Origin of the sequence: Streptomyces lasalocidi, from assembly GCF_005280215.1 — a bacterium.
Taxonomy (GTDB): Bacteria; Actinomycetota; Actinomycetes; order Streptomycetales; family Streptomycetaceae; genus Streptomyces; species Streptomyces longwoodensis.
Map to the genome: position 1 here is coordinate 3,694,948 of NZ_SZNQ01000001.1, position 15,648 is coordinate 3,710,595.

8 protein-coding genes are annotated in these 15,648 nt (G+C 76.1%); 6 read left to right on the top strand and 2 right to left on the bottom strand.

Features of this window, described 5'->3' with window-relative positions; genetic code table 11:
• The first annotated feature begins 316 nt into the window (after positions 1–316).
• Together E4U91_RS16515 and E4U91_RS16520 are read left to right on the top strand one after the other, a co-directional pair.
• Positions 317–1,102: a TetR/AcrR family transcriptional regulator gene (locus E4U91_RS16515; RefSeq protein WP_137307568.1), complete on the top strand. Its 786-nt coding sequence runs from the start codon at positions 317–319 to the stop codon at positions 1,100–1,102.
• 349 nt (positions 1,103–1,451) lie between these two features.
• Positions 1,452–3,518, top strand: a complete 2,067-nt coding sequence (locus E4U91_RS16520; RefSeq protein WP_137307569.1) for a sigma-70 family RNA polymerase sigma factor — start codon at positions 1,452–1,454, stop codon at positions 3,516–3,518.
• On the opposite strand, the gene E4U91_RS16525 is transcribed toward E4U91_RS16520, so the two are convergent.
• A complete protein-coding gene (locus E4U91_RS16525; protein ID WP_479681755.1) occupies positions 3,505–6,957 on the bottom strand; it encodes an AfsR/SARP family transcriptional regulator in 3,453 nt (1,150 codons plus the stop codon). The two genes, E4U91_RS16520 and E4U91_RS16525, sit on opposite strands and share 14 nt — an antisense overlap.
• 226 nt (positions 6,958–7,183) lie before the next feature.
• A complete protein-coding gene (locus E4U91_RS16530; protein WP_137307571.1) occupies positions 7,184–9,337 on the bottom strand; it encodes an asparagine synthase-related protein in 2,154 nt (717 codons plus the stop codon).
• A gap of 691 nt (positions 9,338–10,028) precedes the next feature.
• Here E4U91_RS16530 and E4U91_RS16535 point away from each other — a divergent pair.
• From E4U91_RS16535 to E4U91_RS16550, 4 genes are all read left to right on the top strand, one after another.
• Complete coding sequence (locus tag E4U91_RS16535; protein WP_137307572.1) at positions 10,029–11,453, top strand: NsdA family TPR-like regulatory protein; 1,425 nt, start codon at positions 10,029–10,031, stop codon at positions 11,451–11,453.
• Positions 11,454–11,587: 134 nt separating this feature from the next.
• Positions 11,588–12,799, top strand: coding sequence for an L-2-hydroxyglutarate oxidase (lhgO, locus tag E4U91_RS16540; RefSeq protein WP_241678601.1), 1,212 nt, complete (start codon positions 11,588–11,590; stop codon positions 12,797–12,799).
• A 460-nt stretch (positions 12,800–13,259) separates the two neighbouring features.
• Positions 13,260–14,090, top strand: a complete 831-nt coding sequence (gene trmB, locus E4U91_RS16545) for a tRNA (guanosine(46)-N7)-methyltransferase TrmB (protein WP_137307573.1) — start codon at positions 13,260–13,262, stop codon at positions 14,088–14,090.
• 106 nt (positions 14,091–14,196) lie between these two features.
• A complete protein-coding gene (locus E4U91_RS16550; protein WP_137307574.1) occupies positions 14,197–15,600 on the top strand; it encodes a PrsW family intramembrane metalloprotease in 1,404 nt (467 codons plus the stop codon).
• The last annotated feature ends 48 nt before the right edge of the window (positions 15,601–15,648 follow it).

Consider the following 15,648-nt stretch of genomic DNA (forward strand, 5'->3'; position numbering starts at 1 on the left):
TGTGACCGCGGGCCCGGCCCGGCGCGGACCGGTCCGATCGCCGGCCGGCCCGACCGGTGCGCAGGTCAGGAGGTGTGGACGGGGATGCATCAAGAGATGCAATCGGGGCGTATACGACGCGTGCCCCGATCGGGGGGCGCTCCGTGCGGAACCTCCCCCTTCTGAATTGACGCCCTCTCAACTATGTTCGTCCCCACGGGGTGTAGGGGGCGTACCACGATCCGCGACGGGCGGGCCACGGCACGAGCCCGGTCCACGCGCCCCGGAATTCAGGCGGGGAGTCTCCGGGGGGAGACGTCATTACCGGGGGATACGCATGCACATTCAGGACTCTCATTGGTCAACGGCGTCATCGGCGTCCGCCCTCGCACCCGGCGGGACGCTGAGCGCGGCCGTGGGCGGCGGACGGGAGGTGTCGCGGACGACACCGCTGCGCGTGGACGCGCAGCGGAATCTGGAGCACGTGCTGCGCGCGGCGCGTGAGGTGTTCGGCGAGCTGGGCTACGGCGCGCCGATGGAGGACGTGGCGCGGCGCGCGCGGGTGGGTGTCGGCACGGTGTACCGGCGCTTCCCGAGCAAGGACGTGCTGGTGCGGCGGATAGCCGAGGAGGAGACCTCGCGGCTGACCGACCAGGCCCGGACGGCGCTCGGCCAGGAGGACGAGCCGTGGTCGGCCCTGTCGCGCTTCCTGCGCACGTCGGTGGCGTCCGGCGCCGGGCGGCTGCTGCCGCCGCAGGTGCTGCGCGTAGGCGTCACGGACGAGGACACGGTGGCCGACGAGGCGCGCGTGCCGCACCAGCGGACCCAGCCGGGCGGCGGCGAACTGCGCCTGCTGACCGAGCCGGGCACGCCGGTCGTGGCGGGCACGCCGGCCGGGGCGGACGACGACGCGGGAGCGGCGGCGCTGCTGGAGGTCGTGGGCCAGCTGGTGGACCGGGCGCGCGCGGCGGGCGAGCTGAGACCGGACGTGTCGGTGTCGGACGTCCTGCTGGTGATCGCGACGGCCGCGCCCTCGCTGCCGGACGCGGCGCAGCAGGCGGCGGCCTCGACGCGACTGCTGGACATCCTGCTGGAGGGGCTGCGCTCGCGGCCGTCGGCGTAGGGGTGCGGCGGGGCCGGGCGGCGGGACGTACGCGGATGCGGACGCTGCGTCCTCCGTCCCGGCGCCGCCGCTCCGTCGTGGTGTCCGTCAGTGGCCCGCGGTACCGGGTGGCCGCGGTGCGGCCGCCCGGCCCGGTGGCGCCCTGCGCCGCATCGCGGGCGAGGAAGGCAACCGCTGCCCGGTGCGCGACAGTTGAACCTTCCCCGATCGGGTGAACGGCAGTACTGGCATGTGACAAGTCCGCTCGGACGAGTGGATGGGCGTGACGACGGGGCGCTGCCCCAAGGGGCTTGTGGCACTCTGACCCGGTGGTCAGGACCGGCAGGGCAGGCGGCGGGGGCGTTGCGCGATGAGCGTTGACGGGCGGGACGAGTCACTCGGTGACGGCGACGCGGAGGCCGGCCGCCGGCCGCCCCAGGTGCCGGGCCAGGGCGGCCGTCCGACCGCGGCCCACGACGGTGTCCCCGCCCAGGGAGGCACCCGGGGCCGCGGCGCCCCGGACCACGGCGCCCCGGACCGCAGGGGCGCGTCCGTGCCCGCGCGGGCGGCCGGGTCGACCGGGCCGGCGGAGGGCAGCGTGCCGGCGCAGCGCGAGTGGCGCGGGCGGCACGGCGATGACGTCCTGCCGTCGCCGCACGGCGGACCGCCGCACGACGTGCCCCCGTCCGACGCCGAGCTGATCGACCGCATGCGCTCCGGCGACGACAGCGCCTACGAGGAGCTGTACCGGCGCCACGCCGACGCCGTGCGCCGCTACGCCCGCACCTGCTGCCGGGACGGCCACACCGCCGACGACCTCACCGCCGAGGTGTTCGCCCGCATGCTCCAGGCCGTGCGCGGCGGCTCCGGCCCCGAACACGCCGTCCGCGCCTACCTGCTCACCTCCGTCCGGCGCGTCGCCGCCCACTGGACCCGGACCGCCAAGCGGGAGCACCTGGTCGACGACTTCGCGGTGTTCGCCGCGCAGGCCTCCCGCTCCGCCGCGGTCGCCGACGACGACACGCTGGAACTGGGCGCCGACGTGCGCGCGATGCACGAGGCCGAGCAGTCGATGGCCATGCGGGCCTTCCGGTCGCTGCCCGAGCGCTGGCAGGCCGTGCTGTGGCACACCGAGGTCGAGGACGAGTCGCCGAGCGAGGTCGCCGTGCTGTTCGGCCTCGACGCCAACGGCACGCGCGTGCTGGCCAGCCGCGCCCGCGAGGGTCTGAAGCAGGCCTACCTCCAGGCCCACGTCAGCACCACCCTCACCAGCGACGAGGAGTGCGCCCGCTACGCCGACCAGCTCGGCACCTACGCCCGCCGCCGGCTCCGCGTCCGCGCCGAACGGGGCCTGCGCAAGCACCTGGAGGAGTGCGCCCGCTGCCGGCTCGCGGCCGCGCAGATCGAGGAGGTCGCCGGCAGCATCCCCGCGGTCGTGCCGGTCGCCGTCATCGGCTGGTTCGGCGCCGCCGGGTACGCCAAGGCCCTCGGGCTCATCGCGGGGGGCGCCGGTGCCGGAGCGGCGGGTGCCGCGGGGGCGGCCGCGGCGGGCGGCGGTTCCTCCGGTGCGGGCGCGGGCGGGGCGGCCTCCGAAGGGCTGGGCGCGCCGGTGAAGGCCGGGATCGCCGCGGGTGTGGTGGCCGTGGCGGCGGCGGTGGTGGCCCTCGCGCTGGTCGGCCACGACGCGTCACCGCCGCAGCAGCCCGAAGCCGGGCCGCGTGCCTCCGCCCCGGCGGTCGCCCCGGCCCCGACCGCGCCGGCCGCCACGCCCCCGGGGAAGCAGGGGGAGCCGGTGACCGTCCCGGCGCCCGGGCGCACCCCGTCGCCCGGCTCGGCATTCACACCCGAGCTGGGAACCAGCCCGCGCCCGACTCCGGCGCCCGCACGGACGCCCAGCCCCACGCCGACTCCGGCACCGACCCCGCCCCGGACGCCGACACCGACCCCGCCGAGCCCCACGGCCTCCCCCACGCCCGCTCCCCCACCGCCCCCGGTTCCGGTCCCGGCCGTCTACCGGCTCGACGAGCTGGCCTTCGACGTGGCCGGCGACGGCACCCGCCCCGAGATCCGGCTCGCCGGGAGCAGCTGGGTGTGGCAGCGCTCCGGGCTGTCCATCGCGGACCGGCACTACCGGCGCGGGGTGACCGTCCACGGCGACTCCTCCGTCACCGTCGACCTCAACCGGACCTGCACCTCCTACGACGCCGTGGTGGGCGTCGACGACCTGACGCTGAAGCTCGGCCACGTCTACTTCTCCGTCTACGCCGACGGCGTCCGGCTGTGGCGCTCCGGGCGGATCAAGGGCGGCGACCCGGCCGTGCCGGTGCACGTGGACCTCACCGGCCACCGGACGGTGCGCCTGGTCGTAGAGCCGCACAGCCCCTTCGACACCGTGGCGCTCGCCGACTGGGCCGACTCGGCGTTCAGCTGCTCCTGACCCGGGCGTCGGAGGTGTGGCGTTCGGCCGCCTCCTCCAGGAGGCGCAGGGTGTCCGCCGGGGTGAGGGCCGCGCCACGGGCGCGCTCGGCCGCGTAGGCCCGCTCCCCCAAGCCCTCGCGGGCGGCCCGGACGGTGCGCTCGGCGCGGGCGCCCTCGGGCGAGGGGCGCGGGTGGGCGCCGAGCAGCCGGTCTGCGGCCGCCGACAGCCGGGCCGCGCGCGCCAGGTCGCCCGCGCCCGCCAGGAGTTCCGCCGCGGTGTCCACGACCGCCGAGGTGACCGCCTCCGAGCAGTGGTCGGCCACCGCCTGGCGCAGGGTCCGGGCGAGGATCGGCAGGCCGCGGACGGGACCGGACTCGGCGGCGGTGACCTGTGCGTCGATCAGGTCCAGCGCCACCAGGAACTGCGGGGGCGGCGTGCCCTCGCCGCACACCCGGCGGACCTCGGTGCACAGCTCCCGCGCGCGGGCGGTGTCCTCCTCGTCGAGCGCGATGTGGGCCCGCAGCAGCAGGACGAACGCCCGGGCGTCGGCCACGCCGTAGCGGTCGGCGGACTCGCTCGCCTCGTCGAGCGCGGTGCGCGCGGCCCGACCGTCGCCCGCGCGGTAGGCGATCTCCGCGAGCCGGGCGAGCAGGAACGGCGTCTCGGTGTAGGCGCCGACCTCGTAGGCGAGCCGCAGGGCCTCGCGGTACTCGCTCTCCGCCTCGGCGGACCGGCCGCGCGCCATGGCGGCCTCGCCGACGGCGCTGGACACCTGGGCGCGCACCCAGCGGTCGCCGACCCGGCGGGCGAGGTCGCGCAGCTCGGCCAGGTCCTCGTCCACGCCGAGCAGGCCGCCCGGTGAGTCGACCACCATGTGCGTGCGGAACATCAGGGCGCAGGCCAGCTCCCACTCCCCGCCGTGCGCACGGCAGTTGGCGACCGCCTGGTCCAGGATCCCCAGCACCTCCGTGCGGGCGAGGTCGGTGTTGCCGCCGTGCTGGAAGAACGTGATGGGCCAGACCAGCCCGGGCATGCGGGCCGCGTCGGGGCCGCCCCGCTCGAAGCGGGCGCGCAGCAGGCCGGCGAAGACCTGCCGGCGCGGCTCGCGCGTCATGCTCTCGTCACCCGCCTCGGAAAGCAGGAACACGTGCAGCATCCGCAGGTTCATCCGCTGGGCGTGGCGCGGGTGGCCCTCCTCGCCGTCCGCGTGGGCGAGGAAGGCGTCCACGGGGTCGATCCCGGCCGCGAGCGCGGGCAGCTCCGCCACCTCCCGCGACGCGAGCCCCGGTTCGGACGACGGGTCAGCACCCAGGGCGTCGAGGGCCGCGCCCAGGCGCAGGGTGCGGTCGGCCCAGTCGGCGCCCTCGTGGCGGTAGTTGCGCAGCCACCAGAACCAGCCCATCGCCAGGCAGAGCGCGCCGGCCTCCTCCTCGGCGCCAGCCGCCAGGGCGCGGTCGATCGCCACCCGGATGTTGTCGAGTTCCGTCTCCAGGCGGGCGATCCAAGGGAGTTGCTCGGCGGAGCGCAGCAGGGGGTCGGCCCGCTCGGCGAGCGACCGTGCCCACGCCCGATGGCGGCGCTCGGCCGCCGCGCGCAGTGCGGGGACCTCGGCGGCGCGCTCGTCGGCGTACTCGTGGATGGTCTCCAGCATGCGGTAGCGCATGCCGCCGCCGCGCGCGTCCGGGGCCGCGACGACGAGGGACTTGTCGACGAGCGCCCCGACCAGCTCGGCGACCGGCCCCGAGCAGACCGCCTCGGCGGCCTCCAGGTCCCAGCCGCCGGCGAACACGGACAGCTCGCGCAGCACGGTCCGCTCCGGCTCGTCGAGCAGGTCCCAGGACCAATCGACGACCGCGCGCAGGGTCTGCTGGCGGGGCAGGACCGTGCGGCTGCCGGAGGTGAGCAGGCGGAAGCGGTCGTCGAGGCGGTCGGCGATCTGGCGGGGGGTGAGCAGCCTGAGGCGGGCCGCCGCCAGTTCGATGGCGAGCGGCAGCCCGTCCAGGCGGCGGCAGATCTCGGCCACCGCGGCCTCGTCCCGGAGCACGTCGGCCGCGTCGGGACGGACGGCGGCCGCGCGCTCCCGGAAGAGGCGGTGCGCCGGGCCGGGGAGGAGGGGCTCGACCGGGCGGACCGACTCGCCGGGGACACCCAGGGGTTCACGGCTGGTGGCGAGGATCGTGAGGCCCGGGCAGCGGGTCAGCAGGGTCTCGGCGAGGCCGGCGGCCGCGCCGATGACGTGTTCGCAGTTGTCGAGGATCAGGAGTTCGCTGCGCGGGGCGCAGTACTCGACCAGCAGGGCGACGGGGTCGTCCTGCGGGGCCGCCAGCTCGGAGGTCAGCAGCACGGTCTCGCGCAGACCGAGGGCGCTGACCACCGCGCCCGGCACCGCCTCCGGCCGGTCGAGCGGCGCCAGCTCGACCAGCCACGCCTGCGGGAGCCCGGCGGCGGCTTCCTCGGCGAGACGGGTCTTCCCCGAACCGCCCGGTCCGGTGAGCGTGACCAGGCGGGCCCTGTGCACATCGGAACGAATCGCCGCGATCTCCGGTTCCCGGCCCACGAAAGAGGTAAGGCGCGGACGGAGGTTGCCGGTGCGGGCCGGGGGCCGGGGAGCGGGGGCCGGGGCGGGGTCGGGAGCAGGGTCGGGGTCGGGAGCAGGATCGGGGTGGGAGGTGCGCTTCCCGGCGTCCGCGGGACCGCTGGCCGTGCCCCCGCCGGGACGGGCCGGACGGGCCGGACGAGCCGCCTGCTGGAGCACCTCCGCGTGCAGCGCCCGCAGTTCACGTCCCGGGTCGGCGCCCAGGCCCTCGGCCAGGGCCCGGCGGGCGCTCTCGTACGCGGCGAGGGCGTCCGCGCCCCGGCCCGTGTCGCGCAGGGCGCGGATGAGCAGGGCGTGCAGCGGCTCGTCGTACGGGTGCGCGGCGGTCAGTTCCGTCAGGCGCGGTACGGCCTCGTGGGCGCGGCCGAGGAGGAGGTCGGCCTCGGCGCGGGCGCGGGTGGCCTCCAGGCGCAGGGCGTCCGGGCGGGCGGCCGGGGTGCGGTCGGGGAGGTCGGCGAGGGCGGGTCCGCGCCACAGGGCGAGGGCGTCGTCGAGGGCGCGGGCGGCGGTGTGCGCGTCGCCGTCCCGCAGGGCCCGGGTGCCCTCGCGGACGAGGCGCTCGAAGACGAACAGGTCGACGTCGTCCTCGGTCGCGGTGAGGCGGTAGCCGCCGGGTTCGGAGGCGACCCCGTCCCTGCCGACGGTACGGCGCAGCCGGCCGACGAGGGCCTGGAGGGCGGCGTGGGCGTCCTGCGGCGGGGCGTCGGTCCAGATCTCGTCGATCAGGGTCTCGGGGGTGACGGTGCGGCCGGGTTGCAGGGCGAGGGCCGTGAGCAGGGCGCGGAGGCGGGCGCCGGGGATGGGTAGGGCTGTGCCCTGGTCGTCCGCTGTCTGGGTGACGCCCAGGATCCTGTACCGCACGGCCCCCATTCTCCCTGCGCCCCCGCCCCGGGGCACGACATTTCGAACCCACGTCCAGTCCCACCCAAGGGGGCGCGGGGAACTGCGCGCCCAGCCCTGAGACACCCGCACCCGAGAACCGGACCCCCACCACCCCCACCAAGGGGCGCGGGGATCTGCGCAACACCCCCCACACACCCGCACCCGGCGACGAACAAGCCACCCCCACCCAGCGCCCCGCCCCCGCTCAACCCCCGGAGGACAACGCACTGCGCAGAGGCGCGATCCCCGCCGGCACCGCCCGCGCCCGGGCCGGCGTCCCGGTCCAGCAGGTGCCCCGGCGGGACAGCAGGCGGCGGAGCCACAGTTCGAGGGAGACGAGGTCGGCCAGGCCGTCGAGCGGCAGGGGCTCGCCCGCCGCCGCGCTGCGCACCGCCTTGCGGACGACCCGCGCCTCCACCAGGCCCGCCTCCGCGAGCAGCGGCGTGTCGAAGAGCCCGAGGAGGGAGTCGGCCGCCACGCGCAGCCCCGCGCGCGCGGCCGCGGTGACCGTGCTCTGCGAGGGCGCGCCCCAGCCGGGCGGCAGGTCGGCCACCCCGGCGCCCTTGAGGACGGTCCGCAGGATGGCGGCCCGGGCGCCGGGCTGGACGCGCAGGGGTTCCGGCAGGGCGCGGCACGCGCGCACGACCTGGTTGTCGAGGAACGGCGTGTGCAGGCGCTGGAAGCGGATCTCGGCAGCCTGTTCCAGCACGCGCAGGTCACCGGCGGTGCGGGCGAGGGCGGCCCGCGCGCGGTGGTCGCCGGGCCGCTCGCCGGGGCCGCCCCCGGAGCGGGTCGCCGCGCTCTGCAGGCGAACCGATACTTCGGCCAGTGCCTCGCCCGTCAGCCAGCGCGCGGCCGGTCCGGGGCTGCCCCAGGCCAGCGCCGCCAGCGAGGCACCGACCGCGCTGCCGTAGTCGTCGAAGCGCCGGTCGCGCAGCCGCTCGGCGAGGCTCTCCACGCCCGCGCGGTACGGCGTGCGGGCCAGGCGACGGGCGGCGCCGTACACGCGCGCGGGGACGAACACCGAACCGTCGGCCTTGGTCAGCGCGGCGACGGGACGCACCAGGTGGCGGCGCTTGCGGTCCATCAGCAGGTCGGCGAGGCGGGCCGGGTGGGCGTCGAGGACCTGGCGGGCGCCGTAGCCGGTGAAGTGGTCGGCGCTGCCGGCGGCGAGCCGCGCGCGGTGGCGGGTGGTGGTCACCAGGCTGGGGCCGGGTTCGTCGGTGAGCGGGCCGTCGAGGTCGGCGTAGGGGAGGGTGTCCTCGGCGCCGGCCACGACGACGTGGTGCAGCCGCGGGTTGGCCGCGAGGGCGCCGGCGCGCTCGAGCTCGGCCTCCTGGCCGCCGACGGCGAGGTCGTTGAAGGTCACCGCCAGGAGGCGTTCGCCGGCGCCCGTGCCGTGGCCGAGGACCGTGCCGGGCATCCCGGGCAGGCCCGCCGCCAGCAGGGCCAGGGTGCCGGATGCCGGGCCGCCGGACAGGTCGGCGCCGATGCCCGGGACGGGCATGCCCCGCGCGGCCCTGCGCTCGGCCGGTCCCATGCCGGGCACGGGGCCGGGGTCGATGTCGGCGCCGGGGACGTGGCGCGGTGCGGACAGGCGCGCGCGTACCGCTTCCACGAGGGCGTCGCGCACGCCGTCGACCGCGCGGTCGGGGTCGACGGGGGCCGCCGCGACGGCGATGGAGGCGACCGGCTCGTACCCGGCGATCTCGCGTGCCCCGGCGCGCAGGATCAGCGCGTGCCCCGGCGGAATGCGCCGCACGCCGTCGTACGGGGTGGAGTCGAGCAGGGCGGCCGGCACGTCGGGGGCGGCCAGCAGCGCGGCGAGGTGGCCGTAGTCGAGGTTGGCCTCGACGAGGTCGGCCAGCGGCAGGGCGGCCGTGGCGTAGGCCGTGCCGCCCGCCCAGGGGGTGTGGAAGACCGGCCGGGCGCCGGCCAGGTCGCCGCAGACGGTGATGCGGCGGCCGACCTGCACGACGGCGGTGTAACTGCCGGGCCAGGTCGTCAGGTGGCGCAGTGCGCCCCCGCGCGCGGCGAGCAGGCCCACGCGCAGCTGTTCGTCGGAGGCGCCGCACATGCCGAGGACGGCGATCCGGGTGCGCTCGTCGGCGCGCACCACGCGCACCTCGTCGGGGCGCCAGTCACCGACCGCCCACAGCGGATCGGGGTCGCCCCACAGGAGCTGGGAGCCGACGGGGTGCATCGTCTCGCCGTCGGGGCCGACCGCGCCGCCCCGCTCGCCGTGGCCGGCGTACGCGTCGGGACCGCCGTACGCGCCGCCGTAGCTGTCATATCCGCCGAAAGCACCCGGTTTGCCGCGGCCGTCGGCGGTACTGCTCCATCCCACCAACCACCGCATCGACGCCTCCACGGACTGTGGACAACCAGTGCACCGTACGAACGGTTCACATGCTGCCACGAAGAACGCGCCGCAGAGCGAAGGCGGGACGGCTTGTGATCCGGGGAACGCACTGGCGCACGGGTGCTCGCACCGGCTCGGGCGCCCGCGTGCGATTCCGTCACTGCGATGTGAATGCGCCCCCGTTGCGCTCCCCCAAAACGCCCCGTGCGCCCTCGATTTCCGTGGTGGGAGGCGTGATACGGCGGCGGACCCGGGGGCGATTTTTGGCCAAATCCCGCGCAGGCAAAGGATGTTGGAACAGCTTCGCACACGCTCCGTGCACACCGGCGCCGCGTCGTCGGCGCGTCGGCCCGGGAGACGGGCAGCGCCTCCCGGACCGCTCCGCCGCCCGCGGGGATGAAGGCGGCGGTGTCCCCCAGCCCACTGGATCCAGTACAGCGGGCCGACCCACGCACGGCCATAGAACCGCTCCCGGTGTGGCCGGAGAAGAGCGCACGCACGGGCGCACGGCCACACACCAGGAGCACGCCGCAACAGTCCGTGCGGAACGCCGCCGTCACGTACGGACCACAATCCCGCCATCCGGAAGAATGCCCCTTAACGCTTGGGATGCGGCGAACTACGCTGGGTTTACGAATGCCGCGTGGTTATGCCATCGCGGCAGCCGTCTGTGTCGAGGGGTGGCGCAATGTCCAGGGAGCAACGCGGGCCGAACGAGAAACTCGGCGCCGTTCTCGCCCTCGCGGGAATCAGCAACGCCGGACTGGCGCGACGCGTCAACGACCTCGGGGCGCAACGCGGGTTGACGCTCCGCTACGACAAGACGTCGGTGGCGCGCTGGGTGTCGAAGGGCATGGTGCCGCAGGGAGCGGCGCCGCACCTCATCGCGGCCGCGATCGGCCAGAAGCTCGGCCGGCCCGTGCCGCTGCACGAGATCGGCCTCGCGGACGCCGATCCCGCGCCCGAAGTGGGCCTCGCCTTCCCCCGGGACGTCGGCCAGGCCGTGCGGTCGGCGACCGAGCTGTACCGCCTTGACCTCGCGGGCCGCCGCGCCGGGACCGGTGGCATCTGGCAGTCGCTGGCGGGCTCGTTCGCGGTGAGCGCCTACGCCACGCCCGCCTCGCGCTGGCTGATAACCCCGGCCGACAGCTCGGTCGCGCGTGAGGCGTACTCCTCGGAGGGCTCCGGCGCACCGCTCAAAGTCGGCCACAGCGACGTGCAGAAGCTGCGGGAGGCCGCCGAGGACGCCAGGCGCTGGGACTCCAAGTACGGAGGCGGCGACTGGCGTTCGTCCATGGTGCCCGAGTGCCTGCGGGTGGAGGCGGCGCCCCTGCTGCTCGGCTGCTACTCCGACGAGGTCGGCCGCGCGCTGTTCGGGGCGAGCGCCGAACTGACCCGGCTGGCCGGGTGGATGGCCTTCGACACCGGCCAGCAGGAGGCCGCGCAGCGGTACTACATCCAGGCGCTGCGGCTCGCCCGCGCCGCGGCCGACGTCCCCCTCGGCGGGTACGTCCTGGCGTCCATGTCCCTCCAGGCGACCTACCGGGGATTCGGCGACGAGGGCGTCGACCTCGCGCAGGCCGCCCTGGAGCGCAACCGGGGCCTGGCCACGGCACGCACGATGAGCTTCTTCCGGCTCGTCGAGGCACGCGCCCACGCGCGTGCGGGGGACGCCCACGCGGCGGGCGCCGCGCTCAAGGCCGCCGAGGGGTGGCTGGAACGCGCGCGGGAGGGCGACAACGACCCGTCCTGGCTCGGCTTCTACTCCTACGACCGCTTCGCCGCCGACGCCGCCGAGTGCTACCGCGACCTGAAGGCACCGCGCCAGGTCCGGCGCTTCACCGAGCAGGCGCTGTCGCAGCCGACGGAGGAGTTCGTCCGCTCGCACGGGCTGCGGCTGGTCGTCTCGGCGGTGGCCGAACTGGAGTCCGGCAACCTCGACGCGGCCTGCGAGCAGGGGGTGCGGGCCGTGGAGGTGGCCGGCCGGATCTCCTCCGCCCGCACGACCGAGTACGTCAAGGACCTGCTGCACCGGCTGGAGCCGTACGGCGACGAGCCGCGGGTCGTGGAGCTGCGGGAGCGGGCCCGGCCGCTGCTGATGACCCCGGCGTAGGCCCCTGGCGGCAGCACCACGGGCGGCCCCCACGGACCACCGCCGCCCGCGCCCCTCCAGGAACACCGCTCCCCCCGCGTTTGAAGCCGCTGTCAGTGGCGCAGTGCACTATCGGGAGCGGGAGGTGGTACCTGGTGGGAGCCGGGACGGCGTACGACGGTGACGTGCTGGTCGTGGGCGGGGGGATCGTCGGGCTGTCGACGGCGTACGCGATCACGCGGGCCGCGCCGGGCACATGCGTGACCGTGCTGGAGAAGGAGGCCGCGCCGGCCCGTCACCAGACGGGGCGCAACAGCGGGGTCATCCACAGCGGGATCTACTACCGGCCGGGGTCGCTCAAGGCACGGTACGCGGTGCGGGGCGCCGCGGAGATGGTCAAGTTCTGCGCGGAGTACGACATCCCGCACGAGGTCACCGGCAAGCTGATCGTCGCCACCGGGCGCGACGAGCTGCCGCGGCTGCACGCGCTCGTGCAGCGCGGCCGGGAGAACGGCATCCCGGTCCAGGAGCTGAGCGGCGCGCAGATCGCGGAGTACGAACCCGAGGTGCGCGGCCTCGCCGCGATCCACGTGCGGACGACCGGCATCTGCGACTACGGCGCCGTCGCACGGCAGCTCGCCGAGGCGTCCGGGGCGGAGATCCGGTACGGCGCGGAGGTCGTCCAGGTCGACCGGCGGGCCGGGCTCGGGGTGGCCGTGCGCACCGCGCGCGGGGACGTCGTGCGCGCCCGGGTGCTGGTGAACTGCGCCGGGCTCCACTGCGACCGGATCGCCCGGCTGACCGGGGACGAGCCCGAGGTGCGCATCGTGCCGTTCCGCGGGGAGTACTACGAGCTGGCGCGGACCGAGCTGGTCCGGGGCCTGGTGTACCCGGTGCCCGACCCGGCGTTCCCCTTCCTCGGCGTGCACCTCACGCGCGGCATCGACGGGGGCGTGCACGTCGGTCCCAACGCGGTGCCGGCGCTCGCCCGCGAGGGGTACGGGTGGGGGGTCGTCCGGCCGGGGGAGGTCGCCCGGACGCTGGCGTGGCCCGGGGCCTGGCGGATGGGCCGGCAGCACTGGCGGTACGGGCTCGGTGAGCTGCGCAGGTCGGTGTCCAAGCGGGCGTTCGTGGCGGCGGTGCGCCGGATGCTGCCCGCGGTGCAGGAGGAGGACCTGGTGCGGGCCGGCGCCGGCGTGCGGGCGCAGGCGGTGCTGCGGGACGGCGGGCTGGTGGACGACTTCCTGATCCGGGAGGGCGAGCGGGCGGTGCACGTGCTGAACGCACCGTCCCCGGCCGCGACGGCGTCCCTGCCGATCGGCCGCGAGGTCGCCCGCCGGGCGCTGGCGGTACTGGAGTCCGCGTGAGGCCGACCGGAGCGGGGGCGGGGCCGGGCGCCGCGTGAGGGTGACCGCGGGGGAGCAGGGGCGGTACGCCGCACGAGGCTGATCGGCGCAGGGCCAGTCACGGTAGGTCGCATGAAGGTGGCCGCAGCGGGACGGTGACGGTGTGCCGCGTGAAGCCGACCGGCGCAGGGCCAGTCACGGTACGTCGCGCGAAGGGGGCCGCAGCGGGGGCAGCGACGGTGCGCCGCCGCACGGCGGTGGCCGCAGCGGGACAGACACGGCGCGCCACGTGAAGCCGACCGGCGCAGGGCCAGTCACGGTAGGTCGCGTGAAGGTGGCCGCGGCGGGGGCAGCGACGGTGCGCCACGTGAAGCCGACCGGAGCGGGGCCGGTCCCGGTACGCCGCGTGAAGGTGGTCGCAGCGGGGGCAGGGACTGCGCGCCGCGCCCCCGGTCCGCCGCCCCGTAAAATCGGTCCCACTGTGTCTGACTCGCTGAACTCCCCCGAAGCCCCCCGGACCGCCGCCGACGAGCGGTGGCACCGTCCCGGTGTGTCCGTGCGGCACACGCGGCCCAAGGGGGAGCCGCGCTTCCCCGACGGACCGCAGGCGGACCCCGCCGGGTCGCACTTCGAGCGGCGCATCCGGAGCTTCCAGCCGCGGCGCAGCCGGGTCACGGCCGGGCAGGCGGACGCCCTGCAGCGGCTGTGGCCGAAGTGGGGCCTGGACATCGACGGGCAGCGGGTGCTCGACCTGGCGGAGCTGTTCGGCAACGACCGGCCGGTCGTGCTGGAGATCGGCTTCGGCATGGGTGAGGCGACCGCGCAGCTGGCCGCCGCCGACCCGGACACCAACATCCTCGCCGTCGACGTGCACACCCCCGGCCAGGGCAACCTGCTGGCACTCGCCGAGCGCGGCGGCCTGTCCAACGTGCGGGTGGCCAACGGCGACGCGATCATCCTGCTGCGCGAGATGCTCACCCCGGACGCGCTCGCCGGGCTGCGCGTCTACTTCCCGGACCCCTGGCCCAAGAAGCGCCACCACAAGCGCAGACTCATCCAGCCCGAGTTCCTCTCGCTGGCCGCGACCCGCCTGCGGCCCGGCGCGGTCCTGCACTGCGCGACCGACTGGGAGCCGTACGCCGAGCAGATGCTCGAGGTGCTCGACGCCCACCCGGACTTCGAGAACACCCGGCCCGGCGGCGGGTTCGCGCCCCGGCCCGGCTTCCGGCCGCTGACCCGCTTCGAGGGCCAGGGCCTGGACAAGGGCCACGTGGTGAACGATCTGCTGTTCCGCCGCGTACAGCACCGCTGACCGCCCGCTCGCCGCCGTACCAGCCCGCACCCGTCAAGGCACCGCCCGCTCCGCGCCCGTCGAGGCACCGTCGCGGGCGGCGCCGTCCCTCGTTAGGGTCGATGCCGTGGCCATCAGTCCCCCGTACCCGCCGTACCCGATCCCTCCCGACGGCCCCGCCGGGGGCGGGGCGCTGCGGCACGCGCACTGGTGGCAGCGCACCTGGGTGCGGTACGGCGCGCTCATCACCCTGCTGACCCTGTCCGGGCTGGTGATCCTCGCGCTGGTGCGGCAGCAGACCGGCACCGAGGGCTTCCTGGTCGGCCTGGGGCTGGCCGTGCTGCCCGTACCGCTGCTGATCGCCGCGTTCCGGTGGCTGGACCGGGTGGAGCCGGGCCCCTGGCGCAACCTGGTGTTCGCGTTCGCCTGGGGCGCCTGCGCGGCCGCGCTCATCGCCATCGTCGCCAACAGCTTCGCCACCAAGTGGATCGCGACGGCGACCGCCGACCCCTCCGGCGCGGACACCCTGGGCGCGACCGTCATAGCGCCGGTGGTGGAGGAATCCGCCAAGGCCGCCGCCGTGCTGCTCGTCTTCCTCTTCCGCAGACGGGACTTCACCGGGATCGTCGACGGCGTCGTCATAGCCGGGGTGACCGCGACCGGGTTCGCGTTCACCGAGAACATCCTCTACCTGGGCACGGCCTTCGGGACCGACCAGCTCACCGGCGACCGGGGCATCCCCTCGGTCACCGCCGCGACCTTCTTCGTGCGCGTCGTCATGTCCCCGTTCGCGCACCCCCTGTTCACCGTCCTCACCGGCATCGGCTTCGGCATCGCCGCGCTCTCCGGCGAGCGCCAGCACGTGCGGCGCGTCCTGCTGCCGCTGTCCGGGCTCCTGCTCGCCATGGGCATGCACGCCCTGTGGAACGGCTCCTCCACCTTCGGGCAGTTCGGCTTCTTCGCGGTCTACGGCGCCTTCATGGTGCCCACGTTCGGCGTGCTGACCTGGCTCGTCGTGTGGACGCGGCAGCGCGAGCTGCACACCGTGCGCGAGGAGCTGCCCGCCTACGCCGTCGCCGGCTGGCTGTCCCCGGCCGAGCCGTACGCGCTCGGCTCGATGCGGGCACGGCGGCTCGCGCGCACCTTCGCCAAGAACCACGGGGGCAGGCCCGCCGCCCGGGCCGTCGCCGAGTACGAGGCCTACGCGACCTCGCTGGCGTTCCTGCGGCACCGGGGGCGGCTGGGCCGGGCCGGGGCCGACTTCGTCGTCCGAGAGGGCGAGCTGCTGAACGAGCTGTGGCGCCGGCGCGAGATCGCCCGGCCGGCGCTGGAGTACGCGGGCCGGGTGGCGGCCCCCATGCCGGTGCCCCCGGCGGCCTGGCCGGGACACGGCTTCGGGTACGGGTACGGGTACGCGCAGGCGCCGGGACAGGGATACGCCCCGGTGCAGGGACCGGGGCACGCCCAGGGGCACGGATACGGGTATCCGGCGAGCGGCCCGCACCCCGCGTACAACCCGTACCGGACGTGACCCCACCGGGCCGCGGGACGTCCGGCCCCGCCGGATCACCCACCGGGG

Excerpts from the sequence above, each read along its gene's own strand:
- E4U91_RS16520 (WP_137307569.1), top strand. The coding sequence starts at position 1,452 with ATGAGCGTTGACGGGCGGGACGAGTCACTCGGTGACGGCGACGCGGAG.
- E4U91_RS16515 (WP_137307568.1), top strand. The coding sequence starts at position 317 with ATGCACATTCAGGACTCTCATTGGTCAACGGCGTCATCGGCGTCCGCC.
- E4U91_RS16535 (WP_137307572.1), top strand. The coding sequence starts at position 10,029 with ATGTCCAGGGAGCAACGCGGGCCGAACGAGAAACTCGGCGCCGTTCTC.
- E4U91_RS16530 (WP_137307571.1), bottom strand. The coding sequence starts at position 9,337 with ATGCGGTGGTTGGTGGGATGGAGCAGTACCGCCGACGGCCGCGGCAAA.